Here is a 25,658-nt window from a genome sequence, read left to right as displayed (position 1 = left end):
GGAGTAGAGCTAATCCTCAGAGAGATCGATCTCCAAGCACGGGGCACTTCGCCTGAGAGGACAGACCATGTTCGGCGACTACTCACTCGGTGATCTCGGGGCCATCTTCGCGATGCAGGGCTTCGCGGGACTCATCCTGTTTTCGGTCTATGTGCTGATGGCGCTGGGGCTCGCCATCATCTTCGGCCAGATGGGCGTCATCAACATGGCGCATGGCGAGTTCATGATCCTCGGCGCCTACGTCACCTGGATGACGTCGAACGCCTTCCAGCAATTCCTGCCCTCATTGTTTCCCGGCTATTTCTTCGTCGCGATGATATTGGCCTTCATCGCATCCGGCGCGCTCGGCATGCTGGTCGAGTGGGCTCTGATCCGCACCCTCTACAAGCGCCCGCTCGATACGCTGCTCGCGACCTGGGGTCTCAGCCTGATCCTGCAGCAGGCCTACCGTTCGGTGTTCGGCGCCCGCGAGGTCGGTGTCGAGCTGCCGGAGTGGATGATGGGCTCCTGGCAGGCGACCGACTCCATCCAGATCCCGATCAACGGCATGTTCGTGATGGCACTCACCATCCTGATCACGCTGGTGGTGGCCTATGTGCTGTTCTGGTCGCGCTGGGGTAAGCAGGTGCGCGCGGTCGTGCAGAACCGCGTGATGGCCGGCGCCGTCGGCATCAACACCGAAAGGGTCGATCGTTACACCTTCGGTCTCGGCTGCGGCATCGCGGGCGTCGCCGGAAGCGCCTTCACCATGATCGGCTCGACCGGGCCGACCGCTGGCCAGCTCTATATCGTCGACACTTTCCTCGTTGTCGTGTTCGGCGGCGCCGCCAGCCTGCTCGGCACCATCGCATCTGCCTTCACCATCTCGCAGACCGACTCGACGCTCGAGTTCTTCATGTCGGGATCGATGGCCAAGGTCATCACGCTGCTCGCGATCGTCGCGATCCTGATGCTGCGCCCGCAGGGCCTGTTCGCTCTCAAGGTCCGCAAATAGGCCGCGCAGGGTCGAGCCTCAACAAGAAAGCACGGTCATGATCATCAACGCGCGCTTCTTCAACCGCTCCGAACTTATCGGCTTCGTCTCGCTGCTGCTTCTGCTCGTGGTCATCCTGCCGCTGACGTTGGATGTGTTCCGGCTCAATCTGGTCGCCAAATATCTCACTTATGCCTTTGTCGCGATTGGGCTCGTGATGTGCTGGGGCTATGGCGGCATCCTGAGTCTCGGGCAGGGGGTGTTCTTCGGCCTCGGCGGCTACTGCATGGCGATGTTCCTCAAACTCGAGGCATCCAGCGTCGAGAACACCAAGATCCAGTCCACGCCGGGGATTCCCGATTTCATGGACTGGAATCAGCTCACTGCATTGCCGTTCTTCTGGAAGCCGTTTCACAGCTTCCCTTTCACGCTGGCCGCGATCATCCTGGTGCCCGGCCTCTTCGCCTTCATCATCGGCGCGGCGATGTTCAAGCGCCGGGTCGGCGGCGTCTACTTCGCCATCATCACCCAGGCGATCGCCGCGATCCTCGGCATCCTGATCATCGGCCAGCAGGGCTATACCGGCGGCGTCAACGGCATCACCGATCTGCGCACGCTGCTCGGCTGGGATATCCGCACTGACCACGCCAAATATATTCTCTACTTTGTCGAGGTGGTCCTGCTGTTCGCCTGCATCATGGCGGCGCAGTTCATCCGCCTGACCAAGCTCGGGCGCATCCTGGTGGCGATGCGCGAGCAGGAGGATCGTGTCCGCTTCTCCGGCTACAGCGTCGCCAATTTCAAGATCTTCGCTTTCTGTGCTGCTGCAATTTTCGCGGCGATCGGCGGCGCGCTGTTCACGCTCGAAGTCGGGTTCATGTCGCCCTCCTTCGTCGGCATCGTGCCCTCGATCGAGATGGTGATCTACACCGCAGTCGGCGGTCGCATGTCGATCTTCGGCGCCATCTACGGCACCATCCTGGTCAATTTCGCCAAGACCAGCCTTTCGGAATCTTTTCCGCAGCTGTGGCTGTTCGGCCTGGGCGCGCTGTTCATCGCCGTCGTGCTCGCCTTCCCCAATGGCCTTGCGGGCATCTGGGGCGACCATGTGCAGCCGCGCATCGATCGCCTGCTGGCTTCGCGCACCAAGAAATCCGGCAATGGCCTGGTGGCCAACGGCGCACCGGCAGAGTGAGGAGAGACGATATGCTCATCGGTCATCAGCCCAAGGATTTCCTGCTCGCGGTCGAAGCGCTCACCGTCTCCTTCGACGGATTCAAGGCGGTCAACAACCTCTCCTTGTACGTCGAGGAGAACGAGATCCGCGTCATCATCGGCCCGAACGGTGCCGGCAAGACCACTGTGCTCGACCTGATCTGCGGCAAGACCAAAGCGACGTCGGGCTCGATCCAGTTCCGCGGCAAGGAGCTGACGAGGTTGCGGGAGAACGAGATCGTCCAGGCCGGGGTGGGCCGGAAATTCCAGACCCCGTCGGTGTTCGAGGATCTCACCGTGTTCGAGAATTTGGAGATCTCCTATCCGCGCGGCCGCACCGTGTTCGGCTCGCTGACCTTTCAGCGCGACGCGGCGGTCAAGGAACGCGTCGAGGAGGTCGCCGAGATGATCTTCCTGAAGGATCGTCTCGACACCTATGCTGACGAGCTGAGCCACGGCCAGAAGCAGTGGCTCGAGATCGGCATGCTGCTGATCCAGAATCCGGATCTGTTGATGCTGGACGAGCCGGTCGCCGGCATGAGCGTCAGCGAGCGCGCCAAGACTGCCGAGTTGCTCAACCGCATCATCAAGGACCGTTCGGTGCTGGTGATCGAGCACGACATGAAGTTCGTCGAGGACATCGCGCACAAGGTCACCGTGCTGCACCAGGGGCAGATCCTCTCCGAGGGCACGATGGAGAAGGTCAAGAACGATCCCAAGGTCGTCGAAGTCTATCTGGGGCATTGAGCATGTACGCATCGAGGCACGTGAGCGCGGCAGCGGCAGTGTGCTCCCTCCCCCCTTGCGGGGGAGGGTTGGGGAGGGGGGTACCCAAGCGCGCATACGTCGTGGGGGGTACCCCCACCCCCGACCCCTCCCCGCAAGGGGGAGGGGAGAAGAAACAACTCGTCCTGGCAACGAACAAGGAGCAGGCGTGATGCTCGCAATCTCCGATCTCCATGTCGCCTATGGCCAGAGCGAGGTGCTGCATGGCCTCAACGTCAAGGTCGCGCCGAACGAGATCGTCGCGATCATGGGCCGCAACGGCATGGGCAAGACCACGCTGATGAAGTCGCTGATGGGCATCCTGCCCGCGAAGAGCGGCTCGATCGACATGGACGGCACCGAGCTGTCGGGCCTGAAGAGCTATGAGCGCGTGGCCAAGGGCCTCGCCTATGTGCCGCAGGGCCGCATGATCTTCTCCACCATGACGGTGAAGGAGAACATCGAGACCGGCCTTGTCGTCTCCGGCGAGTCGGAAGTCCCCGGCGACATCTATGAGCTGTTTCCCGTCCTGCTCGAGATGAAAGGCCGCCGCGGCGGCAATCTCTCCGGCGGCCAGCAGCAGCAGCTCGCGATTGCCCGCGCGCTCGCGACCAAGCCGAAAGTGCTGCTGCTCGACGAGCCCACCGAGGGCATTCAGCCGTCGATCATCAAGGAGATGGCGCGCACCTTGAAGCGCATCCGCGATCAGAAGGGACTGTCGATCGTCGTCTCCGAGCAGGTCCTGAGCTTCGCGCTCGACATCGCCGACCGTGTGCTGGTGATCGAGAACGGCGAGATCGTGCGCGACGATCCGCGCGACGCCGTCGATGCCGCGCAGGTCTCCAAATATTTGTCCGTCTAACCAGTCCGTCCAAGCAAGCAGCCAAGGCGAGTAAGAAGGGGAGCATTTGATGCCAGAGACACTGATCAAGGTCGATCTCACCAAATCGGCCTACGAGAACGACATGGTGCACAACCGCTGGCACCCGGACATTCCGATGGTGGCGTGGGTCAAGCCCGGCGATGACTTCATCATCGAGACCTATGACTGGACCGGCGGCTTCATCAAGAACAACGATTCTGCCGACGACGTCCGCGACATCGATCTGTCGATCGTGCACTTCCTCTCGGGGCCGATCGGCGTCAAGGGCGCCGAGCCCGGAGATTTGCTGGTCGTCGACCTGCTCGACGTCGGGCCCTTGAAGGAAAGCCTGTGGGGCTTCAATGGCTTCTTCTCGAAGCAAAATGGCGGCGGCTTCCTGACCGATCATTTCCCGCTGGCGCAGAAGTCGATCTGGGACATCAAGGGCATGTTCACGTCGTCGCGGCACGTGCCGGGCGTGAATTTCGCCGGCCTGATTCATCCCGGCCTGATCGGCTGCCTGCCCGATCCGAAACTACTGTCGACCTGGAACGAGCGCGAGACCGCACTGATCGCGACCAACCCGACCCGCGTACCGGGTCTCGCCAATCCGCCGTTCGCGCCGACGGCCCATGCCGGAAAGGCCACCGGTGACGTCAAGGCTAAGATCGGCGCAGAAGGCGCCCGCACCGTGCCGCCGCGCGAGCATGGCGGCAATTGCGACATCAAGGACCTGTCGCGCGGCTCGAAGATCTACTTTCCGGTCTATGTGCCGGGCGGCGGCCTCTCGATGGGCGATCTGCACTTCAGCCAGGGTGACGGCGAGATCACCTTCTGCGGCGCCATCGAGATGGCCGGCTGGCTGCACATCAAGGTCGACGTCATCAAGGACGGTGTGTCGAAATACGGCATCAAGAACCCGATCTTCAAGCCGTCGCCGATCACGCCGAACTACCGCGATTACCTGATCTTCGAGGGCATCTCGGTCGATGAGGCCGGCCAGCAGCACTATCTCGATGTACACATCGCCTACCGCCAGGCCTGCCTCAACGCGATCGAGTATCTGAAGAAGTTCGGCTACTCCGGCGCCCAGGCCTATTCGATCCTCGGTACGGCGCCGGTGCAGGGCCACATCTCGGGCGTGGTCGATGTGCCCAACGCCTGCGCCACGCTGTGGCTGCCGACCGAGATCTTCGACTTCGACGTGATGCCGTCAGCCGCAGGCCCCGTGAAGCACATCACTGGCGACATCCAGATGCCGATCTCGCCGGACAAATAAGTCTCCTCCCTGGGCGACAAGGATGCGGGACAGTCCCTTTGGCTGCCCCGCATCCACTTCGAATGTCCTTGAATCGAACATCAATAGAACGGGACGAGACGACGATGCCGGTCTACGAATATCTCTGTGATGCCTGCGGTCCGTTCACTGACATGCGTCCGATGGCGGAATGCGATGATCCGCAGGCCTGTCCGCAATGTTCCGACATGGCGCCGCGCGTGATCCTCACCGCGCCGGCCTTTGCCTGCATGCCGGCGGAGCGGCGTACGGCGCATGCGACCAACGAGCGCAGCCGGCACGCGCCGCAGACGGTTGCCGAATACAAGGCCAAGCACGGCGCAGGCTGCGGCTGCTGCTCGCCGAAGAAGCCGGCCCGGCTAATGACGAAGTCCAGGAGCGGCGCCAAGGGGTTTCCGACCGCGCGGCCGTGGATGATCAGCCATTGAGATCGGTGAAGAGAAACTCGGCTGTGGTCCTCGGTTGGCAAGATCCACGATCACAGCCACAACTGCGGTGTCGTCCCCACGAAAGCGGGGATCCATAACCACAGGCGGGTGTTGCGGGGCGGGCTGTTGCTCAAGCGTGCTGCCACATGATGGTCTCTATGGGTCCCGGGTCGGTGCCCGACAACGCTGCGCGTTGCCAGGCTTGCCCGGGACGACAGTGGAATGAGGCTGGGCGATTGTGCCTAGTGCCGCCTCGCAGGCATCCGCCGCGGTCCAGGCGCTGGCGCCGTGGGCGACGCTGCGCCGAGCTTGGCGCTCATCGCATTGGCGCTCTCGCTGACGTCAGACAGGGACTTTCTGCTGTCTTCCATCAGCCTTGCTGATTTCTGCCTGAAGTCGTCGGCCAACTCGCGGACGGATTTCAGCCGCTCGGTCAGGTCATGCGCATCGCCATGGCCGAAGCCTGGGATCGCATCATCGATCCGGGTCACGAGCTTGTCGAAGCCCCTGAAGGCATCCTCGGCCTTGTCGATGGCAGCGTCGATCGCGTCACTCTTCTCCTTCAACGAGGCGGTCTCCGACTCGAACGTCTGCAGCGCGTCCTTCACGGCCGGCTCATTGCTGACGATGAATTTGTCGACGTTATGCACCGTCTCGACCATCGTTTCCTGGTCTTTCAAGTCGGCCGTGAGGACCGGGATGCCGTCCTTGTCGAGCGGCACCGGAGGCGCGGTTGGCGCGCCGCCAACCAGGGAGACGGCCGCGATCCCGGTCAGTCCCTGGAATTCGATGCCGGCGGTGGTGTCCTTGCGGATCGGCGCGCTCTTGTCGAGCAGCACCAGAGCCACGACCTTGCGCGGGCTCTCCAGCGTCACCGACACGATCTGCCCGGCCTGAACGCCGTCGAAATTGACCGGGCCACCCTTGCGCAGGCCGGAGGCCGAGCCGCCGTCGAACACCACACGCAACGGGCTGCGCTGCTGGGCCATGCGCAGCTTCTGCGTGATCAACGTGCCGCCGATGCCTGCGGCGACGGCCGCAAGCGTCAGGGTGCCGATGATGAGGTTGGTTGCGCGCATGATGCCCATCGTGGCGGCGGACGAACGCCGATGATCCGGCGGTGACTTTAGCGACGAAGCGGGCTGCTGGAAAGCTTGGCGCCGCAGCGCCTCATCGTGCCAGCCCCGGGCGCGATGGAGCGGCGATGCCGGCGAGCAGCACGGCAAGAATGCCGGTCAGGAAGATGCCGTCGAAAGTTCCCGCACCGCCGATCGAGGCCACCGGGGCGCCCAGGCTGCCGATCCTGTCGAGATTCATCAGGTCGGCGCCGATCAGCGTCCCCATCGAGCCGCCGATATAGGCAAGCGGCGCGGCATAGTCGCGCGACAGCAGGAAGGCGAGGATCGCGGTGACCACGACGGGGGCGAATACCGGCACAGCGATGCCGACGCCACGGACCGGCGTTGCCATGGCATGGATGATGATGGCGATCGCGATCACGGCGATCGCCGCGCGCAGCCAGAGCTGATAGCGCAGCACGAGATAGGTCGACATGATGGTCGGAATCACCGCGCCGCCGACGTTCACTGCGAGCACCGTGCCCGGCCACTGATGCACCAGCGGCACGACATATTGCATACCGAAGAAATCGATGATCTCGCCGGACCGCACTTCTTGGGTCGGCAGCACAGTGAGCGGGATGTTGAAATAGCTGCCGATCAGCGAGCCGAACAAGAGCAGCATCGCCGCGCCTGAGCTGATCCCGAGCTTCATATAGGCATAGCGCAGGATACGGAGCTGGATCAGGATGATGAGGATGCCGAACACCAGCACCAGGACGGCGAACAGTCTGGGCGTGATCGGCAGATATTGGGCTTCCGAATGCATGAGCTCTGAAGACTGTCGTCGCGATGCGCCGCATATGGAACCAGCATCTCACGGCGCCGGCCGGATGACAAATGCCAATATCCGCCTTCTTTCCCAACGCGTGGCGGAGGGGCGCGGTCACTCGCCCGGGGCGATCATGGTCGCATGCAGGACATACCGCTCCGGTCCCGAGCGAACGGCGTCGAACGGCCAGCAGGTCGATAGCATCAACGCGTGACCGCTGCTTGCAGGATCGATGCCGCTCGCATCGAATCGCACGACATCTGTCGAATCGGCACGATAGCGAAACATCTTGCCGTCGCTCCGGGTCACATCGATCTCATCGCCGATTCGCACATCGCGAAGGAAACGGAAATGCGTATCGCGATGCGCGGCATAGACGGCCACACCGCGCTCGCCGGGCTCGGCAGTCAGCTCCACATGCCCTGGGCCGAAGGCGAGTGCCTGACCGCTTGAACCCGCGAGCGCGAGCGCGCTGGCATGAATTCGTTTCACGTCGATGCGGGCCACCGGATAGGTATCAGCCCAGGACCACGGCTTGATCGGCCGGCCCGTCGTCACGGTCTCGGCAAAGGCGCGTTCCAGCAACACCTGGGCGAAAAGCGCCTTGGCATGGATGTAAGCGCCATGGCCAAAAAGGGCGATGCCGATCACGGCGAAGAACAAGGGAACGAGGCGGAGCATACGAGGTCCCTTTGCGTCATTGCGAGCGAAGCGAAGCAATCCAGAGCTTCGTGCGCGACTCTGGATTGTTTCGTCGCTTCGCTCCTCGCAATGACGACTGAACGTGAGGTGGGGCCAGACAGTCGCTTCAGGTGATAGCTGCGCGTCGCCGGGCAAAGCCCCACATTGCCAGGCTCAGCATTAACAGCCCCGCGCCGAGCATCATGCTGAGCTCCGCATCCGTCGCCGTCTTCGGCAGCGTGATCGTGTTCGGCGCCGGGGGCGGCACGGTCGGCCGCTTCAATGCCGCGACCTGCACATTGCCATCGGCCTGGGCGCGACGTTCGGCCAGCGCGGCTGGCGCGCGCATGCGCTCGCCAAACACCTTGTCGAAATCCCAGCCGGCGGGAAGGTTGATCGGCAGCCCGCTCAGCTTCAGCGGTTCACCGGCAGGACGACGCGGCGTCCGGTCGACGGCGACGAGGCTGGTCAAGCGCGTCACCAGCTGATGCTCCAGCGCGAGCTTCAGGATGGTCTTGTCGGCCTCGTCAGGCGTGATCTGCCGCGTGGTGTGCGCCACCTCCGCGTCGCTGATCTTGCGCCGCGCCCACAGCTTGGAAAGGCCCTTGCCTTCGGCTGTATCGGCCAGCGGCAGGGTCACCGTCCAGGGACGATCGCCGATTCGGCCCTTGATCTGCAGCGAGCCCTCGAGCTTGTCGAGCTTGGCGGCCAGCACCAGCGGCTCGTCACGATAGAGGTCGGGAATGATCGCGGGCGTAAGGTCGGCAGATGCGTTCGAGAAGCTGGCGACAAGACCGATCACCGCGGGATTTTCCAGCTTCGCGAACAGGCCGCGCATGCGCTCCTCGACCTGATCGACCGAGCCGATATGGGTGAAGGCGCCGCGCCCGAGTTCGGCGGCGCGGGTCATCAGATACGTGTTCGGTGCTGAGCCGATGCCGACCATGAAGATGCGGGAGCGGCCGCGCATCGCGCTGATGGTCTCGAACAATTGCTGCTCGTTGCCGATGGCGCCATCGGTGAGGAAGATGACCTGACGTACATGATCGGTCTCGCTGCCGTCGTCGGTCAGCGCGGCCCGCATCGCCGGCACCATCTCGGTGCCGCCGCGCGCATCGAGCCCGCTCACGAAACTTGCGGCGCGGCCGACATGCTCAGGATCGGCCGGCACCGACGCCGGAAACAGCACGGTCATCGTGTCGTCGAAGCGGATCACGTTGAAGCGGTCGGTGGGCTGCAGCCGCCCGAGCGCATAGAGCAGGCTGGCCTTGGCCTGCTGGATCGATGTGCCGCCCATCGAACCGGAATTGTCGATCACGAAGATCACCTCACGCGGCAGCGGTTGTTGCGATGTCGAGGCGACTGCCGGCGGGGTGACGAAGGCGAGCAGATAGTCGGCATCGCCGACATGCTCGCGGAACAGCCCGACGGACGGAGCCGTCTCTGCCGCAGGCTTCCAGGTCAGCTCGAAATCGCGGTCCGCCGGCACCACGCCGTCGGCCAGCGTGATGAGGCGCGTGTTCGCATCCGGACTCTCGATCCTGACCTGATGATGCTGGCTCTTGACGTCGCCGAGCGGAAAGCCGGCTTGCAGGCGAACGGTGATGCGGGTCGGATTCACCGGCGCGTTCTCGGCGGGATCGAGCACCGGCGGCGTGATGCAGTCGCGATCCGGCACCGGATCGTTGCTCGCCGCGCCCCAGCCATTGCCGCCCGGGCGCAGTTCGACGCTCTGCACGATCGGCGCCGGATTGTAGCGCGGTCCGACCACGAGCGGCACGCGCAACGAGAACTCGGTGCCGTTCTGCGCGACCGGCTCCTGATATTCGATCTGCACCAGCACCGTCTCGCCCGGTCCGATATTGGCGAGTGAGTTGGTGAAGATGTTCGGTCGCTCCTGTTCGGTGAGCGCGGCGGTCTTGCCGTCGCGCTTGGCTTGCTCGTAGATCACCTTGGCCTGCTCGCGTTCCTTGATGTCGCCGATCACGACGCGGTCGCCGACCACCATCTTCAGCGTGTCGACCGCGCTGCCCGCCGGCAGCGGGTAGACATAGACCGCCTCTATCCAATGGTCGGTCGGATTGCGGAAGAGCTGGGTGACGCGAGCACGTGCGGTCGGCCCGGACACCGTGATGTCGACATCGATGCCGAGCCGGGGCGCGTCGCTGTAGCCGTCATCGGTTTTGAACAGGAGCGAGCCGGATCGGGCCTCGCCGGGCTTGGACTGCGGCGCCATCGGCCCTTCGGCTGACCAGCCGGGTTCGAAACTCAGAAGCAGCGCCGTCAGTCCGACCAGCAGCACGGCTGCGGCCTGCACCAGCAGGAACAGCAGCACCGCTCCGATCCGCCGCAGGACCGGGTGAGACCTGCAGATCGTGTCGCCATCAATTCTGTCGTCGATCGTCATCTCGTCGCTCCCCGTACGAAACAAATCCGTGCGTGCGAGACTGTGGGCAAGCGCCTGACGTCGCGAGCAGAATGATCGGCCTTGTTCGGCCGCGGTCCGTCTCGCCGGTCCCGTGCGGACCGGGTCGTTGGCGGCTTTGTGCGGGTTTGTCCGGCAATGTCCGTCTGCTACAAAGGACGGCGCCGCGGAGCAGGGGGCAGGATGTCGATACCGGAGAGCGAATTATCCGACGAGCAGAGCCGCCAGGTCGCGGACTTGATCCGCGAGGAGATCGCACGCCGGCGCGTGTCGCGCCAGACGCTGGCCGAGCAGGCCAAGATCAGCCTCTCGACCTTGGAGAAGGCGCTGGGCGGCCGCCGGCCGTTCACGCTGGCCACAATCGTGCGGCTGGAACAGGCGCTCGGCGTTCCCTTGCGTAAGGTGCCAAGCGCGCCGGTGGCTGCGCCGATCGCAAGCGGGATTGCGCCGGATGGCCTCGGCTCCTATTCGCGCCGTGCGGTCGAATGGATCGAAGGCACTTACGTGACCTTGCGCCCGTCCTTCGGCGACAAGGAGGCGATCTACGCCTATCGCACCGACATCGCCTGGGACGAGGCGGCCTCGTCACTGGTGTTTCGTGAAGGCGCGCGGCTGGATGCGGCGTTCACCCAGTTCGGCGAGGTCGCAGTGCCCAACCAGTCCGGCTTCATCTATCTGGTCACGAATCGGCACGGCCAGCACCGGCTGATCACGGTGTCGCGTCCGACCATCACCGGCGAGATGTACGGCATCATCACGACCTTGCTCGCGGGCCGAGGTTCGCTGTTGACCCCGATCGCGGCGCCGATCGCGCTGTTGCCGGTCAGGTCGGTGCCGGAGCCGAATCTGGGCCGCATCGCCCCCGCCGATCCGAACTATGCGCTTTATCGCGAGCACTTGCGCAAGACGATCGAGGAGCCGTTTGCGCTGTTCGCGCCGGGAGTATCCTGAGCAGAGCGCTGTCGACACACCGCGGGTGATCACCCTCTCCGGCAAGGGCAGGGGGTGATCACCAATGTGGCGGCGGACCTATCGCTCCAGATCGGCGCTGATGATGTCGCCGAAGAAGTCCCACTTGCCGCCCTTGAACTGCATCATCTTGAGCTGCTCGATCGGGGCAAAGTCGGTTGCACTGGTGTTGATCGTGATACCCGGGATCAACGTATCAGGCGCGAAATCCTTCAGGCTCGCGGCCTGCTTCATCACGTTTTCGCGGGTGAGATTGTCGCCGCACTGCTTCAGCACCTGCACCATGGTCTGCGCAGCCGAATAGCCATAGACGAGGTTCGAATCGGAAATGTTGGCGCCCGGCATGTATTTGTCGACGAAGGTCATGAATTTCTTCATGCCCTCATCGTCCTTCCACTGCGGATCCGAGGCGTCTTTCATGTATTGCGCCGACAGCACGCCTTCGGAAGCCTCCAGCCCGGCCGGCTTCATCACCGCGCCGATCGAGATCGACACGTCGGTCATGATCTGCATCGGCTTCCACTCGAGCTCGGCGATCTTCTTGATCGCCTGCGCCGCGAATTTCGGGGTGGCGATGTTGACGAAGACGTCGGCGCCGGTGCCCTTGAGCTTGACGATGTGGGAGTCGATCGAAGGCTCGGTGGTCTCGTAGCTCTCTTCGGCCACGATCAGGCTCTTGGCCCTGTCGCCGAACACGTCCTTGATGCCGGCGACGTAGTCCTTGCCGAAATCGTCATTGGCATAGAAGATCGCCACCTTCGCATCGGGCTTGGCCTTCAGGATATATTTGGCGAAGATCCGCGCCTCGACCCGGTAGCTCGGCTGGAAGCCCATCGTCCAGGGGAAGTCCTTCGGGTCGTTCCACTTGCTGGCGCCGGTCGCCACGAACAGCTGCGGGACCTTCTTGGCGTTGTGATACTTCTGCACGGCGCTCTGCGTCGGTGTGCCCAGCGCGTTGAAAACCAGGAACACTTCGTCGCTCTCGATCAGCTTGCGGACCTGTTCGACCGTCTTCGGCGGGCTGTAGCCGTCGTCATAGGAGATGAAGTTGATCTTGCGGCCGTTGATGCCGCCTTGATCGTTGATCATCTTGAAATAGGCTTCTTCGGTCTTGCCGATCGCGCCATAGGCCGACGCCGGGCCGCTATAGGCTTCGACATTGCCGATCTTGATCTCAGTGTCGGTGACCCCCGGATCGTATTTCTTCTGTGCGAGCGCAGCCTGGCTCGCGAGTACCGTGAACGCAGCTGCGGCCGCAAACGAGAGCAGAGTCCTGGCGGTAATGGACGGCATTCCCTGGGCTTCCTCTTGTGATGATTCTTATATTGGGCATTCCGGAGCGTATGGGCTTCAGAAGCAAACTTACGATGCTTCCTGGACGAGGTCGACCGCCGAGGCCGTCGAGAAGGTCTGGCGCAATGTCGGCTTGTGGATCTTGCCGGTGGCGTTGCGCGGCAGCGCTTCGACGAAGCGAACGGTACGCGGACATTTGAAGCGGGCAAGATTGGCCTGACAATGCGCGTGGACCTCGGCTTCGCTCAACGTGCGGCCTGGCTTCACCGCGATGATCGCCATTCCCGTTTCGCCCCATTGCGGGTCGGCAATGCCGATCACGGCAGCCTCGGCGACGGCGTTCAGTTGATGCAACACGTTTTCCACTTCCGCCGGATACACGTTCTCGCCGCCGGAGATGTACATGTCCTTCCAGCGGTCGACGATGTAGTAGAAGCCGTCCTCGTCGATCCGCGTCGCATCGCCGGTGTGCAGCCAGCCATCGGTGAAGGATGATCGGTTGGCGTCCGGCCTGTTCCAATAGCCGGGCGTGACATTCGGGCCGCGCACCCACAATTCTCCGAGCTCGCCGATCTCGGCATCGCTGCCGTCGGGCCGCACGATGCGGACCTCCGTGTGCAGCACCGGCTTGCCTGCGGAGCCGGCCTTCCGCGCGGCGTCCTCGCGGTCGAGGGCGAGCACGGCCGGCGACGTCTCCGTCATGCCGTAGCCCTGCTGTAGCGCCACGCCGCGGCCCTCCCAGGTGTTCAGCAAGGGGACCGGCATCGGCGCGCCTCCGACGCCGCCGATCACGAGTCGGCTGAAATCGGCGGTCTCGAATGCCGGGTGCTGCGCCATGAATTGATAGATCGAGGGCACGCCGAAGAAGACGTTGATGCCAACAGCCGGATCGCTGATCAATTGCAGCGCCAATCCGGGATCGAAGGCGCGCATGATCATGACGGTGCCGCCGGCATGCAGCACGATATTGGTGTAGCAGTTCAGGCCGCCGGTGTGAAACAGGGGCAGCACGGTCAGCAACACGGACGATGGCATGATACGGGCGATGCCGCCGAGATTGACGCAGTTGTAGAACGTCATGCCGTGGGTGATCATTGCCCCCTTCGGCTGGCCCGTGGTGCCCGACGTGTACATGATGGTCGAGACGTCGTCGAGCGTGACCGGCTCGGAGCTCGTGAGCGGCTGCGCGGAGGCAATTGCCTGCTCATAGGAATGGCCGGCGCCGTAGCGCAAGGTGCCAGCGACGTTGCAGAGCTCGCTGACGGCGAGCGCGGTCGCGGCGAGATCGTCGTCGTGGATCATGACTTTGGGTGCGGCATCGCCGACGATGAATTGCAGCTCCGGCACCGTGAGGCGCGTGTTGAGCGGCACGAAGATCGCTCCCAATCGGAAGCAGGCGAATTGGACTTCGAGCGTGTCGGTCGAATTCAGCGCGAGAACTGCGACGCGATCGCCCGTGCCGACGCCGAGTTGGCTTCCCAGCTGATTGGCCAGTCGCGCGATCCGCGCATCGGCCTCGGCGAAGGTGAAGCGCCTGTTGCTGCCGAGATCGACCATGGCCGTCTTGGACGGGGTGCGCCGCGCATGATGTGCAATCCAGTCGTAATATCGTACTGGCACGGGATTCCCTCCTCCGTCGTGCGGTCTGGCGCCGCCTCGCCCTGATGTTTTTCAACGCTGCGCCTCGACCAAGCCTCGTGTGTTACCGAATGCCTGCCACGCGGCGCGCGCTTTTGACGGAGTGGGCCGATCAGGGCTGCGATCTGTCTTGCGTCAAGTTGCTGGTTGCAGCGCAATAGCGCCAATCCATGACGGCCCGGCGGTGACCTGCCAGATCAGCCACTTGACGCAAGTGGATACCGGCAGTTCCGGCGCATCTTGGCCGTAGGCGAAGCAGACGTTTCGGATAGGCCCCGCATGACAAGCCCGTTTTACACGGCCGAGCACGACGCGTTTCGCGATGTGATGCGGCGCTTTGTCGAGAAAGAGATCGCGCCGTTCGCCAACGCTTGGGACGAGGCCGGCGAATTTCCGCGCTCGCTCTACGCGAAGGCATCCGAGATCGGCCTGTTGGGCCTGGGCTTCCCCGAGGAGTTCGGCGGCGTCGCGGCCGATCAGTTCATGAAGATCGTGGCCTCACAGGAACTGGCGCGCGCCGGCGCTGGCGGCATCAGCGCCAGCCTGATGAGCCATACGATCGGAGCGCCACCGATCGCGCGTGCGGCGCGCCCGGACATCAAGGCCCGCGTGCTGCCCGAAATCCTGTCCGGGCGGAAGATTTCGGCGCTGGCCATCACCGAGCCGAGCGGCGGATCCGACGTCGCCAATCTTCGCACCAAGGCGAGGCGCGAGGGCGACCACTACATCGTCAGTGGCGAGAAGACCTTCATCACGTCGGGCATGCGGGCCGATGTGCTGACGGTTGCCGTGCGTACGGGCGGTCCCGGCGCTGCCGGCGTGAGCCTGCTCCTGATCGAAGGCGACACGCCTGGGCTCGCGCGCACCAAGCTCGACAAGATGGGCTGGTGGGCGTCGGACACCGCGACCTTGCATTTCGACGCGTGCCGCGTGCCGGTTGAGAACCTGATCGGCGAAGAGGGGCAGGGCTTCAAGCTGATCATGCAGAACTTCAACAGCGAGCGCATGGGCATGGCGGCGAGCTGCACGGCGTTTGCCCGCGTCTGCCTGGACGAGGCGATCGCTTATGCCAAAGAGCGGCAGACCTTCGGCAAGCCGCTGACCCAGCATCAGGTGGTCAGACACAAGCTGGTCGACATGGCGCAGCGCGTGGCGGCATCGCAGGCGATGCTGGAACTGCTGGCGTGGCGGCTGGAACAGGGCGACAATCCGGTGGCCGAGATCTGCATGATGAAGAACCAGGCCACCCAGACCATGGCCTATTGCGCTTCGGAAGCGGTCCAGATCTTCGGCGGCGCCGGCTACATGCGCGGCGTCAAGGTGGAGCGCATCTATCGCGAGGTCAAGGTCAACGCGATCGGCGGCGGCACCGAGGAGATCATGAAGGATCTGGCCAGCCGCCAGATGGGACTGTGATGTCAGCCGTCATTCCGGGGCGCGTCGTAGACGCGAACCCGGAATCCAGAGATGAGTCCACCACATCGAGATTCCGGGTTCGCTCGCTGTCGCGAGCGCCCCAGAATGACGAGAGGAAACAGAATGCTCTTCACCACCGATCACGACGAACCGCGCCGAGCCTTGCAGAAATTCATCGCCGCCGAGATCAATCCTCACGTCGACGCATGGGAAGAAGCCGGCATCTTCCCGGCGCATGAGCTGTTCAAGAAGCTCGGCACGCTCGGCTTTCTCGGGCTCAATAAGCCGGTCGAATATGGCGGCCAGGGGCTCGATTATTCCTATGCGCTGATGATGGCCGAGGAGCTCGGCACTATCAAATGCGGCGCGATCCCGATGGCGATCGGGGTGCAGACCGACATGGCGACGCCGGCGCTGGCGCGGTTCGGCTCCGATGAGGTACGCCAGGAATTCCTGGCGCCGGCAATCTCCGGCGACTATGTTGCCTGCATCGGGGTCTCCGAGCCGGGTGCAGGTTCGGATGTGGCCTCGATCAAGACGGCCGCGCGCTCGGATGGCGACGACTACGTCATCAACGGCGGCAAGATGTGGATCACCAACGGCGCGCAGGCGGATTTCATCTGTCTGCTCGCCAACACCAGTGATGGCCCGCCCCATCGCAACAAGTCGCTGATCTGCGTGCCGATGAAGAGCAAGCGCGTGCAGGTCGCGCGCAAGCTCGACAAGATGGGCATGCGCTCATCCGACACCGCGCAGATCTTCTTCGACGACGTGCGCGTGCCGAAGCGCAACCGAGTTGGCGAAGAGGGCGAGGGCTTCACCTATCAGATGCTGCAGTTCCAGGAGGAGCGGCTGTGGGCGGCAGCGGCCTGCCTCAAGGCGCACGAGTTCATCATCAACGAGACCATCGACTACACACGCAACCGCAAGGCCTTCGGCCGCAGCATCCTCGACAACCAGGTCGTTCACTTCAAGCTCGCGGAGATGCAGACCGAGGTGGAACTGTTGCGCGCGCTGACCTATCGGGCCGCGGAGGCGCTGATCGCGGGTGAGGACGTAACGCGGCTCGCCACCATGGCGAAGCTGAAGGCCGGCCGGCTCGGGCGCGAGCTCACCGACGCCTGCCTGCAATATTGGGGTGGCATGGGCTTCATGAACGAGACGCCGGTCAGCCGCGCCTATCGCGATACGCGGCTCACGTCGATCGGCGGCGGCGCCGACGAGGTGATGCTGACCATCCTCTGCAAGATGATGGGCACGCTGCCGGGCCTTACGAAAAAGGGAGCCGCCTGATGATCGCGCTCTATCATTGCGAGGGCGCACGCTCCTTTCGCCCGCTGTGGATGCTGGAAGAGCTCGGTCTCCCTTACGAGTTGAAGATGCTGCCGTTCCCGCCGCGGGTGCTGGCCAAGGATTATCTGGCGCTCAACCCGCTCGGCACCATTCCCCTGATGATCGACGGCGAGACCAGGATGACCGAGTCCTCCGGCATCTGCCATTATCTCGGGGTGAAATATGGACCGACACCGCTGATGGTCGCCCCCGACGAGCCGGCCTACGGCGCGTTCCTGAACTGGATGTATTTTTCCGACGCGACGCTCACCTTTCCTCAGACGCTGGTGCTGCGTTACAGCCAACTCGAGCCGGAGGAGCGGCGGTCTCCGCAGGTCGCGGCCGATTATGCCAAATGGTTCCTGGGCCGCCTGCGCGCCGTCGAGGCAGCCACGGGCAATGCTGAAACCTTGTGCGCGGACCGCTTTACCGCCGCCGACATCGTGATCGGCTACGCCTTGCGCCTTGCCGAGAGCATCGGCCTCGCCGGGGATTTCGGCCCGAATGTCGCGGCCTATTGGAGGCGGTTGCAGGCACGTGATGGATACCAGCGGGCCCGCGAGGCCGAACGGCGCGCGGGGATCGTGCAAGGTGTGCCGTCGCGGATCAGGCTATGAATGCCGGGGTTCATGATTCCGGGACTGCGTGCGTTGAGCAACCGTCGACCGGGACGATTAACCGCCGCGAAATTTGAGGTGTCGTGCCGGTGACTACCGCGTGATTTGCGCTATGGTCTTTCCAACCGAAGCGGCCGGAGAGCCGTGCCTCAGGAGGAATGCCATGGATTTGACCCGCCGGGAGTCCGGCCATTTGATGCTGATCACGCCGGAGCGCGTCTTTTATGCCGGGCTGCTCGGCCGCCCGCGCCAGCGCTGCTCCGGGGCCTTTCACGTTTATGTCGCGCTCAGCGGCAGTTTGCGGCTGATCCCCGAGGGTGCCGAGCCGCGGCAGGGCGAGCTTCTGGTGGTGCCGCCGAACCAGCAGCACACGATGGAGAGTGACTACCGCACCGTCATCATCGTCACGATCGAGCCGGAGAGCGTCCCGGTCGGCACGCTCGATCGGTTGGCGAACTGGATTGCGAAGGATGCCGCGGCGTATGCCGGTCGCATCCGCACCGCCTATGAAGAATTGGTGGCGCGTCCGCTGAGCGGTGATGTGTCCAGCGCCGCGTTCGATCGTCTCTTTTTCGGTGAAGCTCTGCCGCAGCGGACGCTCGATCCGCGTGTGGTGAAGGCGATCGCGCTGATCAATCGTTTCTCGGGTGAGGCCGCCACCGCCGAAAGCTGCGCCGCGGCGGTTGGCCTGTCGACCTCGCGTTTCCTGCATTTGTTCAAGGAGGAGACTGACATCTCCTTCCGCGCGTTCCGTGCCTGGAAGCGCGCGCGGCATCTGCTCAATTTTGCCAATCAGGATCTGAACCTCGCCCATCTCGCGCAGGAGATCGGCTATCCCGATTCCACCCATTTCAGCCATTCGATCCGGCGCTTCTACGGCTTGAAGCCGCGCGCGATCTTTTCCGGCTCGCGTGATCTTGCGATCTACCGCAGCGGCGAGGTCGCAGCCGATCTGGCCGCGATATGAGGCCAACTTCGGAAGCTGGATGCTAGCGCGTTGACGCAAGCAGCAATGTAGCCGCCTTCGCATGATGCGGGCGGTCGCGGATTGCGGCCGTCGAGCATCATTCAAGGCATGGCATGAGCGACAAAGCCGTTATCACCTGCGCGCTGAACGGCGTGCTCACTGATCCCAAGCAGCATCATGTGCCGGTCACGCCGGAAGAGATGGCGGCCGAGGCCAGGCGCGCGTTCGAGGCCGGCGCCAGCATCATGCACATCCATCTGCGCCAGCAGGCGCCGGGCAAAGGCCATCTGCCGTCCTGGGAGGTCAGCGTCTCGCGCGACATCCAGCAGGCGATCCGCGAGGCCTGTCCCGGCGTCATCATCAACCATACATCGGGAGTTTCGGGGCCGCATTATCAGGGCGCGCTCGCCTGCATCCGCGAAACGCGGCCCGAGATCGCGGCCTGCAATGCCGGCTCGCTGAACTATCTGAAGGTGAAGGCCGACGACAGTTGGGCCTGGCCGCCGATGATGTTCGACAATTCGGTCGAGAAGATTCAGGATTATCTCGACGCGATGAAAGACGCGAACACGATCCCCGAATTCGAGTGCTTCGACGTCGGCATCGTGCGCTGTGTCGGCATGTACTACCAGACCGGCATGTATTCGGGGCCGCTCGAATATAACTTTGTCATGGGCGTGGCCTCCGGCATGCCGGCCGATCCCGAGCTGTTGCCGATCCTGCTCAAGTTGAAGCGGCCGGAGGCGCATTGGCAGGTCACCGCGATCGGCCGCGCCGAGATATGGCCTTTGCATCAGCGCTGCGCCGAGCTCGGCGGCCACCTGCGCACCGGTCTTGAGGACGCGTTCTATCTCGCCGACGGCAGCAAGGTGACGTCGAATGGCCAGCTGATCGAGGCGATCGCGGCTCTGGCCCGCCGCGCGGGCCGCGAGATCGCGACCCCGGCGGAAGCGCGGCAGGTTTTTGGGACGGTGAATTGACAATCCGTGCGGCGTCATTGCGAGCCACCCGGTCCGCGCGAAGCGCCGCCGGTGACAGGCTCCGCGAAGCAATCCAGGGCTAAGAAGGAAGGCTGGATTGCTTCGTCGCTTCGCTCCTCGCAATGACGTCGTTACTCATAGGGCATTTGCGACCAGGTATGGCCACCATCGAAAACACCATTTCGCCCACGGGCGCCGCGTTCCAGGCCAATCGCGACGGCATGCTGGCGCTGCTCGCGCGGCTGCGTTCGCTGGAAGAACGCACGCGCCAGGCTTCTGCCGCCGCGAAGGAGCGCTTCCATGGGCGCGGCCAGCTTCTGCCGCGCGAGCGTGTCGCGCTGGTGCTCGATCCCGGCGCGCCGTTCCTGGAATTGTCGACCCTTGCCGGCTACATGTTCGACGTGCCGGATGCGGCCAAGAGCGTGCCCGGCGGCGGCGTGATCGCGGGCATCGGCTTCGTCTCGGGTGTGCGCTGCATGGTCTCGGCCAATGATTCCGGCATCGATGCCGGCGCGCTGCAGCCCTTTGGCCTCGACAAGACCTTGCGGGTGCAGGAGCTCGCGCTCGAGAACAAATTGCCCTATGTGCAGTTGGTCGAAAGCGCCGGCGCCAATCTGTTGCGCTACCGCGTCGAGGATTTCATCCGCGGCGGCAATATCTTTCGAAACCTCGCGCGGCTGTCTGCGGCCGGGCTTCCCGTCGTCACGGTCACGCACGGCTCGTCGACGGCCGGTGGCGCCTATCAGACCGGCCTGTCCGACTACATCGTCATGGTGCGCGGCCGCACCCGCGCGTTCCTCGCAGGGCCGCCGCTGCTGAAAGCCGCCACCGGCGAGATCGCGACCGAGGAGGAGCTCGGCGGCGCCGAGATGCACACCTCGATTTCGGGCCTTGGTGATTACCTGGCCGAAGACGATCGCGACGCGCTGCGCATCGCGCGCGAGATCATGGCCGCTTTGCCATGGGAGCTGCCCCCGCGCGAGGCTGCACAGTTCAGGCCACCACGCTACGACCAGGAGGAACTGCTCGGCATCATGCCGATGGATCACAAGCGCCCGGTCGACATGCGCCAGGTGATCGCGCGCATCGTCGACGATTCCGATTTCGTCGAGATGGCGCCGAACTATGGTCCCGCGACCGTGTGCGGCCACGCCCGCATCGAAGGCCAGGCGATCGGGATCATCACCAACAACGGCCCGCTCGATCCCGCCGGCGCCAACAAGGCCACCCATTTCATCCAGGCCTGCTGCCAGAGCCGCACGCCCATTCTCTATCTCAACAACACCACCGGCTACATCGTCGGCCGCGCCTATGAGGAAGCCGGCATGATCAAGCACGGCTCCAAGATGATCCAGGCGGTGACCTCCGCGACCGTGCCGCAGATCACCGTCTATTGCGGCGCCTCGTTCGGCGCCGGCAATTACGGTATGTGCGGCTGGGGCTTTCATCCGCGTTTCTGCTTCTCCTGGCCAAATGCGAGGACGGCTGTGATGGGCGGGGAGCAGGCGGCGGAGACGATGGCGATCGTCACGGAAGCGGCGGCGGCGCGGCGCGGCAAGCCGGTCGAGAAGGAGAAGCTGGATGCGTTGAAGGCGCAGATCGTCGGCGTGTTCGACAGCCAGATGGACGTGTTCGCGACATCGGCACGTGTGCTCGACGATGGCGTGATCGATCCGCGCGACACCCGCGCCGTGCTCGCCGAGGTTCTCGCGACCTGCCGCGAAGGTGATGCGCGCAGCCCGCAAGCCATGCAGTTTTCGGTGGCACGGCCATGAGCGAAGAGAAGACGATGTCGCGCACACCGTTTCATAAGGTCCTGATCGCCAATCGTGGCGAGATCGCCCTGCGCATCATGCGTAGCGCACGGCGGCATGGGCTCGGCGTAGTCGCGGTCTATTCGGATGCGGACCGCGACGCGCTGCATGTGCGCGAGGCCGATCAGGCCGTGCGCATCGGTGACGCGCCGCCGGCGCAGTCCTACCTGAATATCGACGCCATCATCGCCGCTGCGAAAGCAACCGGTGCCGATGCCGTGCATCCCGGCTATGGCTTTCTCGCAGAGAATGCGGTCTTCGCGGACGCCTGCAGGCGGGCGGGCCTCGTGCTGATCGGCCCGTCGGCCGACGCGATCAGATCGATGGGCAACAAGGCCGGCGCGAAGGCGATCATGCAGGCGGCCGGCGTGCCTTGCGTGGCGGGCTATCAGGGCGAGGACCAGCGCGCTGGCACCATGCTGGCGGAGGCGAAGCGGATCGGTTTCCCCGTCATGATCAAGGCGGTGGCCGGCGGCGGCGGCCGCGGCATGCGGCTGGTTGCGGATGCCGCGGCATTCCCCGACATGTTGCGCAACGCGCGTTCGGAAGCGGCAGCCGCCTTCGGCGACGACACCGTGATCCTGGAAAAGGCCATCGACAATCCGCGCCACATCGAGATCCAGGTGTTCGGCGACCGCTATGGCAATGCGATCCATCTCGGCGAGCGCGATTGCTCGGTGCAGCGGCGGCATCAGAAGCTGATCGAGGAGGCGCCTTCGCCGGCGGTCAGTCCCGAATTGCGAGTGCGGATGGGCGAGGTCGCGGTTCAAGCGGTAAAGGCGCTCGGCTACGAGGGCGCTGGCACGCTCGAATTCCTGCTGGATTCGGACGGCCAGTTCTATTTCATGGAGATGAACACGCGCCTGCAAGTCGAGCATCCCGTGACCGAGGCGATCACCGGGCTCGACCTGGTTGAATTGCAGCTGCGCGTTGCGGCGGGCGAGCCGCTGCCGCTGCGCCAGGAGGATGTGCGCTTTTCCGGACACGCCATCGAGGTCCGGCTCTGCGCCGAAGATGCCGATCGCGATTTCATGCCGCAGTCGGGCCGGATGGCGCTGTGGCGAATGCCTGAGAACGTTCGCGTGGAGCACGCGCTGCAGTCGGGCACGGAGATTTCGCCTTATTACGACTCGATGATCGCCAAATTGATCAGCCACGGTGCAACGCGCGATGAGGCACGAGCGAAGCTGATCTGCGGCCTGGAGCAGGCGACCGCGTTAGGTATCACCACCAACCGCTCATTCCTGATGGCCTGCCTGCGTCATCCGGTTTTCGCGCGCGGAGCTGCCACCACCGCCTTCATCGGCACGCACCGGACCGAGTTGCTGGCGCGCGCAGCACGGTCCGCCGATCTCGCCTTGGCCGCGCTGCTGCTCCATTTGAGCCATGCTTGCGCGCGCGCGTGGCGCACCGGCCGTTCGCTGGCCGCGCCTTTTCCGACGCCGCTGCGTTTCGAGCTCGATGGCAGGATGCAGGATTGCGAGCTCCTGCGCGACCGCGACGGCGGCTATGTGGTCACGTGCGACGGCGAGGCGCATCGCTTCGAGGTCGAGGAGCTCCGCCGCGATCTCATTCGCTTCCGTAGCGGCGGCGTGATGGACAGTGCAATTTTCATTCGCGAGGACGAGCGGCTGTATCTGCACCACCGCACGGCAGCGATGACGGTCCGCGATGTCAGCCTTGCCGCGCCGCAATCAGCAGCCGGCGCGAGCGGTGACGGCAAGGTGCGCGCTGCGATGAACGGCCGGGTCGTCGCCGTCTTGGTCCGGCCCGGCGAGCGCGTCACCGCCGGCCAGCCGGTGCTGACGCTCGAGGCCATGAAGATGGAACATGTCCACGCGTCCGGAATCGGCGGCACGGTTGGCGCGATCGAAGTTGCCGAGGGCGAGCAGGTGACGACAGGGCGCATCCTGGTCGAAATCGCGGCGCTGTCGTGAGCCTGATCACCCCTGCGCAGACAGCTGCCGTCTGAGCTCTGCTACGAGGCGCTTGGTCTGAAACGGCTTTGAAAGCAGCGGTACGCTGGAGAATTCAGGCGGGCATTGATCGACCAGATAACCGGTCACCCCGATGAACGGCACGTGCGCGGCTGCCAGCGTGCTCGCGAACGGCGCCGAGGTTTCGCGCCCGAGATTGACATCGAGGATGGCGACGTCGCAGCCATGCTGCTCGAACAACGTCAGCGCCTTGGCGACGGTCGGCGCCACGCCGACGATGGTGTATCCGGCATGCTCCAACTCGACCGCAAGATCGAAGCCGATCAGCGGATCGTCCTCGACGATCAGGATACGGGGGCGGTCATCGAGGTGCATCTGGCTCGCCACAGCTGACGCGCTCCAGTTGACAGGTGAGCCGCCACTGCAGCCCTGCGGGCGGGAATAGCACATCGACGGTGCCGTCCAGGCTCAGCCTCACCATGTCGGAAATGACCCTGCTGCCGAACCCTGCGCGCGCCGGCGGCGACACGGTTGGGCCTCCCGTCTCGTTCCAGCTCATGCGGAAGGTTGCGTCGTTGCAGCTCCAGCTCACGTCGATGCAGCCCTCATCATTGGAGAGAGCACCATATTTGGCGGCATTGGTGGCAAGTTCGTGGACGGCCATGCCAATCGATTGCGCGGCTTCCGGAGTCAGCTCGACATGCGGACCTTTGACCGAAATGCGGCTTCCGATGACGTCGCTGAAGGTACGAAGCTGCGAGCGGATCAGGTCGTTCAACGGAATGAAACGCCAATCGTTCTGGATCAGGAGATCCTGGTTGCTCGCGATCGCCTGCAGACGTTCGAGGAAGCGTTCGAGATCGAGCTGCTGGCCATGGCGCGTCATCTGCCTTGCAATCGCCTGCACCAGCGACAGCAGGTTCTTGCTGCGATGGTTGACCTCGGCGAGCAGAATCTGAAGCTGCCGCTGCGTCTGCCGCCTTTCGCTGATGTCGCGAACGATCTTTGACGCGCCGATGATACGCCCGGTCGGATCGCGCACCGGGGATACGGTCACCGAGACCTCGATCGGGGACCCATCTTTCCGCAAGCGGACGGTCTCGAAACTGTCGATCACCTCGCCGGCGACGATGGTGGCCAGAATGCGGTCTTCCTCGGCCTGGCGCTCCGGCGGAATGATGCGGCGGATCGACTGATTCAGCATCTCGGCTTCCGGATAACCGAAAATGCGTTCGGCGCTTTTGTTCCAGCTGGTCACGACGCCTTCCAGCGTCTTGCTGACGACGCCGTCCGAGGAGGAGGCAACGATGGCCGCCAGCATTGCAGCGCCGCGCTCGGCCTGCTTGGCGCGACTGATGTCGCGGATGATGCTGGATATCCCAATGATCGCGCCGGTCGCCTCGCGAATCGGCGAGAGCGTGATCGCGACTTCGATCGGGCGGCCATCCTTGGTCAGCCGAACGGTCTCGAAACCCTCGATCGACTCGCCGTTCTCGACGCGGGCACGGATCGCCTTGTCTTCGGCCAGCAATTCTTGCGGTACGATATCAGACGCAGGCCGTCCGATCATGTCGGCTGCGGAGCGGCCGAACAGCCGTTCGCAGGCCAGGTTCCAGGTTCTGATCTTGCCGTCGAGTGTAGCGCCGATAATGGCCTCGGCCGACGAGTTCACAATGGCGGCCAGATAGGCGGCAACCTCGTCGGGAACGAACAATGCGGACGGGGCGCCGGGCTTACCGAGCACGTCGCAGGCTCCTTGATGGACGGCGGAACGAAGCGGATCCCGCAATCGACAGTAACAACTCATTTGTACTCAAATGCAAGGCGCTGCGTCCCGTCCGGATCGTTGATCGTTAATTTTCAGCAGCGAGCATTGCCCAGTGCTCCGCTTCCGAAGTTCGCACGAATGTCGCGGTACTCTCGTCGGCGAACTTGGAATCGGAGAGCACGAGCAAATCCTTGAATCCAGTACGGCTTTGAATTTGCAGTTCCGATGGCGGGGGTGCGGCCCAACTGATCGGAACTGCAAATTCGCCGCACCAGGCGGTCATTTGCTGGCACGGAACTGATGGGAGCCTTCGGGCCACCTTCCGCGAACTGACACCAAACGCGTTAAGCGCCGGTTTGTTCCTTACAACGGGAAATGAATCGGCTGCGCG

The 25,658-nt window shown here is 63.9% G+C and carries 22 protein-coding genes; 14 read left to right on the top strand and 8 right to left on the bottom strand.

Annotated elements, in window-relative coordinates:
* Positions 1 to 67: 67 nt before the first annotated feature.
* The 6 genes from urtB (at position 68) to QX034_RS10335 (ending at position 5,540) form a co-directional block, all read left to right on the top strand.
* Positions 68 to 994: an urea ABC transporter permease subunit UrtB gene (gene urtB / locus QX034_RS10360; RefSeq protein ID WP_315728192.1), complete on the top strand. Its 927-nt coding sequence runs from the start codon at positions 68 to 70 to the stop codon at positions 992 to 994.
* A gap of 37 nt (positions 995 to 1,031) precedes the next feature.
* Positions 1,032 to 2,168: an urea ABC transporter permease subunit UrtC gene (urtC, locus tag QX034_RS10355; protein WP_315702667.1), complete on the top strand. Its 1,137-nt coding sequence runs from the start codon at positions 1,032 to 1,034 to the stop codon at positions 2,166 to 2,168.
* 11 nt (positions 2,169 to 2,179) lie between these two features.
* Complete coding sequence (urtD, locus tag QX034_RS10350) at positions 2,180 to 2,935, top strand: urea ABC transporter ATP-binding protein UrtD (RefSeq protein WP_315702668.1); 756 nt, start codon at positions 2,180 to 2,182, stop codon at positions 2,933 to 2,935.
* 190 nt (positions 2,936 to 3,125) lie between these two features.
* On the top strand, positions 3,126 to 3,815 hold the full coding sequence (urtE, locus tag QX034_RS10345) for an urea ABC transporter ATP-binding subunit UrtE (RefSeq protein WP_315744202.1): 690 nt from the start codon (positions 3,126 to 3,128) through the stop codon (positions 3,813 to 3,815).
* A 49-nt stretch (positions 3,816 to 3,864) separates the two neighbouring features.
* Positions 3,865 to 5,094 carry a formamidase gene (fmdA, locus tag QX034_RS10340; protein WP_315744203.1) on the top strand — a complete coding sequence of 410 codons (1,230 nt, stop codon included), beginning with the start codon at positions 3,865 to 3,867 and terminating at the stop codon, positions 5,092 to 5,094.
* A 104-nt stretch (positions 5,095 to 5,198) separates the two neighbouring features.
* Positions 5,199 to 5,540, top strand: a complete 342-nt coding sequence (locus tag QX034_RS10335; protein WP_315702671.1) for a zinc ribbon domain-containing protein — start codon at positions 5,199 to 5,201, stop codon at positions 5,538 to 5,540.
* Positions 5,541 to 5,782: 242 nt separating this feature from the next.
* Here QX034_RS10335 and QX034_RS10330 read toward each other — a convergent pair whose 3' ends face one another.
* From QX034_RS10330 to QX034_RS10315, 4 genes are all read right to left on the bottom strand, one after another.
* Positions 5,783 to 6,619 (bottom strand): MlaD family protein, encoded by an 837-nt coding sequence (locus QX034_RS10330; RefSeq protein WP_315702672.1) that lies wholly within the window; start codon positions 6,617 to 6,619, stop codon positions 5,783 to 5,785.
* 91 nt (positions 6,620 to 6,710) lie between these two features.
* A complete protein-coding gene (locus tag QX034_RS10325) occupies positions 6,711 to 7,427 on the bottom strand; it encodes a DUF1614 domain-containing protein (RefSeq protein ID WP_315762482.1) in 717 nt (238 codons plus the stop codon).
* Positions 7,428 to 7,544: 117 nt separating this feature from the next.
* Positions 7,545 to 8,111 carry a class GN sortase gene (locus QX034_RS10320; RefSeq protein ID WP_315762483.1) on the bottom strand — a complete coding sequence of 189 codons (567 nt, stop codon included), beginning with the start codon at positions 8,109 to 8,111 and terminating at the stop codon, positions 7,545 to 7,547.
* 127 nt (positions 8,112 to 8,238) lie between these two features.
* Positions 8,239 to 10,518 (bottom strand): marine proteobacterial sortase target protein, encoded by a 2,280-nt coding sequence (locus QX034_RS10315; protein WP_316195353.1) that lies wholly within the window; start codon positions 10,516 to 10,518, stop codon positions 8,239 to 8,241.
* Between the two features lie 201 nt (positions 10,519 to 10,719).
* Between QX034_RS10315 and QX034_RS10310 the strand changes: the two genes are divergently transcribed.
* Positions 10,720 to 11,487: a helix-turn-helix transcriptional regulator gene (locus QX034_RS10310; RefSeq protein WP_315702676.1), complete on the top strand. Its 768-nt coding sequence runs from the start codon at positions 10,720 to 10,722 to the stop codon at positions 11,485 to 11,487.
* Between the two features lie 78 nt (positions 11,488 to 11,565).
* Here the strand turns inward: QX034_RS10310 and QX034_RS10305 are convergent, their stop codons facing one another.
* Positions 11,566 to 12,798, bottom strand: coding sequence for an ABC transporter substrate-binding protein (locus QX034_RS10305; RefSeq protein WP_315702677.1), 1,233 nt, complete (start codon positions 12,796 to 12,798; stop codon positions 11,566 to 11,568).
* A 69-nt stretch (positions 12,799 to 12,867) separates the two neighbouring features.
* Positions 12,868 to 14,418, bottom strand: a complete 1,551-nt coding sequence (locus QX034_RS10300) for a long-chain fatty acid--CoA ligase (protein WP_315744207.1) — start codon at positions 14,416 to 14,418, stop codon at positions 12,868 to 12,870.
* 297 nt (positions 14,419 to 14,715) lie between these two features.
* Between QX034_RS10300 and QX034_RS10295 the strand changes: the two genes are divergently transcribed.
* The 7 genes from QX034_RS10295 (at position 14,716) to QX034_RS10265 (ending at position 23,499) form a co-directional block, all read left to right on the top strand.
* Positions 14,716 to 15,852 (top strand): acyl-CoA dehydrogenase family protein, encoded by a 1,137-nt coding sequence (locus QX034_RS10295; protein ID WP_315702679.1) that lies wholly within the window; start codon positions 14,716 to 14,718, stop codon positions 15,850 to 15,852.
* Between the two features lie 123 nt (positions 15,853 to 15,975).
* Positions 15,976 to 17,145 carry an acyl-CoA dehydrogenase family protein gene (locus QX034_RS10290; RefSeq protein ID WP_315702680.1) on the top strand — a complete coding sequence of 390 codons (1,170 nt, stop codon included), beginning with the start codon at positions 15,976 to 15,978 and terminating at the stop codon, positions 17,143 to 17,145.
* The gene (locus QX034_RS10285) at positions 17,145 to 17,801 is read left to right on the top strand and encodes a glutathione S-transferase family protein (RefSeq protein WP_315702681.1); all 657 of its coding nucleotides are present in this window, start codon (positions 17,145 to 17,147) and stop codon (positions 17,799 to 17,801) included. Before QX034_RS10290 ends, QX034_RS10285 begins: the two co-directional genes overlap by 1 nt.
* A gap of 163 nt (positions 17,802 to 17,964) precedes the next feature.
* Positions 17,965 to 18,768, top strand: a complete 804-nt coding sequence (locus tag QX034_RS10280; RefSeq protein WP_315702682.1) for a helix-turn-helix domain-containing protein — start codon at positions 17,965 to 17,967, stop codon at positions 18,766 to 18,768.
* Positions 18,769 to 18,881: 113 nt separating this feature from the next.
* A complete protein-coding gene (locus tag QX034_RS10275; protein ID WP_315702683.1) occupies positions 18,882 to 19,748 on the top strand; it encodes a 3-keto-5-aminohexanoate cleavage protein in 867 nt (288 codons plus the stop codon).
* 158 nt (positions 19,749 to 19,906) lie between these two features.
* The gene (locus tag QX034_RS10270) at positions 19,907 to 21,523 is read left to right on the top strand and encodes an acyl-CoA carboxylase subunit beta (protein ID WP_315702684.1); all 1,617 of its coding nucleotides are present in this window, start codon (positions 19,907 to 19,909) and stop codon (positions 21,521 to 21,523) included.
* A 14-nt stretch (positions 21,524 to 21,537) separates the two neighbouring features.
* Positions 21,538 to 23,499, top strand: a complete 1,962-nt coding sequence (locus QX034_RS10265) for an acetyl-CoA carboxylase biotin carboxylase subunit (protein WP_316196062.1) — start codon at positions 21,538 to 21,540, stop codon at positions 23,497 to 23,499.
* A gap of 6 nt (positions 23,500 to 23,505) precedes the next feature.
* Here QX034_RS10265 and QX034_RS10260 read toward each other — a convergent pair whose 3' ends face one another.
* Positions 23,506 to 23,874, bottom strand: coding sequence for a response regulator (locus QX034_RS10260; protein WP_315702685.1), 369 nt, complete (start codon positions 23,872 to 23,874; stop codon positions 23,506 to 23,508).
* Positions 23,861 to 25,243 carry a PAS domain S-box protein gene (locus QX034_RS10255; protein ID WP_315702686.1) on the bottom strand — a complete coding sequence of 461 codons (1,383 nt, stop codon included), beginning with the start codon at positions 25,241 to 25,243 and terminating at the stop codon, positions 23,861 to 23,863. The genes QX034_RS10260 and QX034_RS10255 overlap by 14 nt, the downstream gene beginning before the upstream one ends.
* Positions 25,244 to 25,658 lie beyond the last annotated feature (415 nt).

It is taken from the genome of Bradyrhizobium sp. SZCCHNR3119, from assembly GCF_032487775.1.
GTDB lineage: Bacteria > Pseudomonadota > Alphaproteobacteria > Rhizobiales > Xanthobacteraceae > Bradyrhizobium.
Note: the sequence above shows the minus strand (reverse complement) of the source record. Positions and strands in the feature narration are given on the sequence as shown.

Coding starts and splice junctions, on each gene's coding strand:
- urtD (WP_315702668.1), top strand. CDS start 2,180: ATGCTCATCGGTCATCAGCCCAAGGATTTCCTGCTCGCGGTCGAAGCG.
- QX034_RS10305 (WP_315702677.1), bottom strand. CDS start 12,798: ATGCCGTCCATTACCGCCAGGACTCTGCTCTCGTTTGCGGCCGCAGCT.
- urtE (WP_315744202.1), top strand. CDS start 3,126: ATGCTCGCAATCTCCGATCTCCATGTCGCCTATGGCCAGAGCGAGGTG.
- QX034_RS10270 (WP_315702684.1), top strand. CDS start 19,907: ATGGCCACCATCGAAAACACCATTTCGCCCACGGGCGCCGCGTTCCAG.
- QX034_RS10280 (WP_315702682.1), top strand. CDS start 17,965: ATGGATTTGACCCGCCGGGAGTCCGGCCATTTGATGCTGATCACGCCG.
- QX034_RS10265 (WP_316196062.1), top strand. CDS start 21,538: ATGTCGCGCACACCGTTTCATAAGGTCCTGATCGCCAATCGTGGCGAG.
- QX034_RS10275 (WP_315702683.1), top strand. CDS start 18,882: ATGAGCGACAAAGCCGTTATCACCTGCGCGCTGAACGGCGTGCTCACT.
- urtC (WP_315702667.1), top strand. CDS start 1,032: ATGATCATCAACGCGCGCTTCTTCAACCGCTCCGAACTTATCGGCTTC.
- urtB (WP_315728192.1), top strand. CDS start 68: ATGTTCGGCGACTACTCACTCGGTGATCTCGGGGCCATCTTCGCGATG.
- fmdA (WP_315744203.1), top strand. CDS start 3,865: ATGCCAGAGACACTGATCAAGGTCGATCTCACCAAATCGGCCTACGAG.
- QX034_RS10335 (WP_315702671.1), top strand. CDS start 5,199: ATGCCGGTCTACGAATATCTCTGTGATGCCTGCGGTCCGTTCACTGAC.
- QX034_RS10320 (WP_315762483.1), bottom strand. CDS start 8,111: ATGCTCCGCCTCGTTCCCTTGTTCTTCGCCGTGATCGGCATCGCCCTT.
- QX034_RS10330 (WP_315702672.1), bottom strand. CDS start 6,619: ATGCGCGCAACCAACCTCATCATCGGCACCCTGACGCTTGCGGCCGTC.
- QX034_RS10290 (WP_315702680.1), top strand. CDS start 15,976: ATGCTCTTCACCACCGATCACGACGAACCGCGCCGAGCCTTGCAGAAA.
- QX034_RS10285 (WP_315702681.1), top strand. CDS start 17,145: ATGATCGCGCTCTATCATTGCGAGGGCGCACGCTCCTTTCGCCCGCTG.
- QX034_RS10315 (WP_316195353.1), bottom strand. CDS start 10,518: ATGACGATCGACGACAGAATTGATGGCGACACGATCTGCAGGTCTCAC.
- QX034_RS10260 (WP_315702685.1), bottom strand. CDS start 23,874: ATGCACCTCGATGACCGCCCCCGTATCCTGATCGTCGAGGACGATCCG.
- QX034_RS10295 (WP_315702679.1), top strand. CDS start 14,716: ATGACAAGCCCGTTTTACACGGCCGAGCACGACGCGTTTCGCGATGTG.
- QX034_RS10310 (WP_315702676.1), top strand. CDS start 10,720: ATGTCGATACCGGAGAGCGAATTATCCGACGAGCAGAGCCGCCAGGTC.
- QX034_RS10325 (WP_315762482.1), bottom strand. CDS start 7,427: ATGCATTCGGAAGCCCAATATCTGCCGATCACGCCCAGACTGTTCGCC.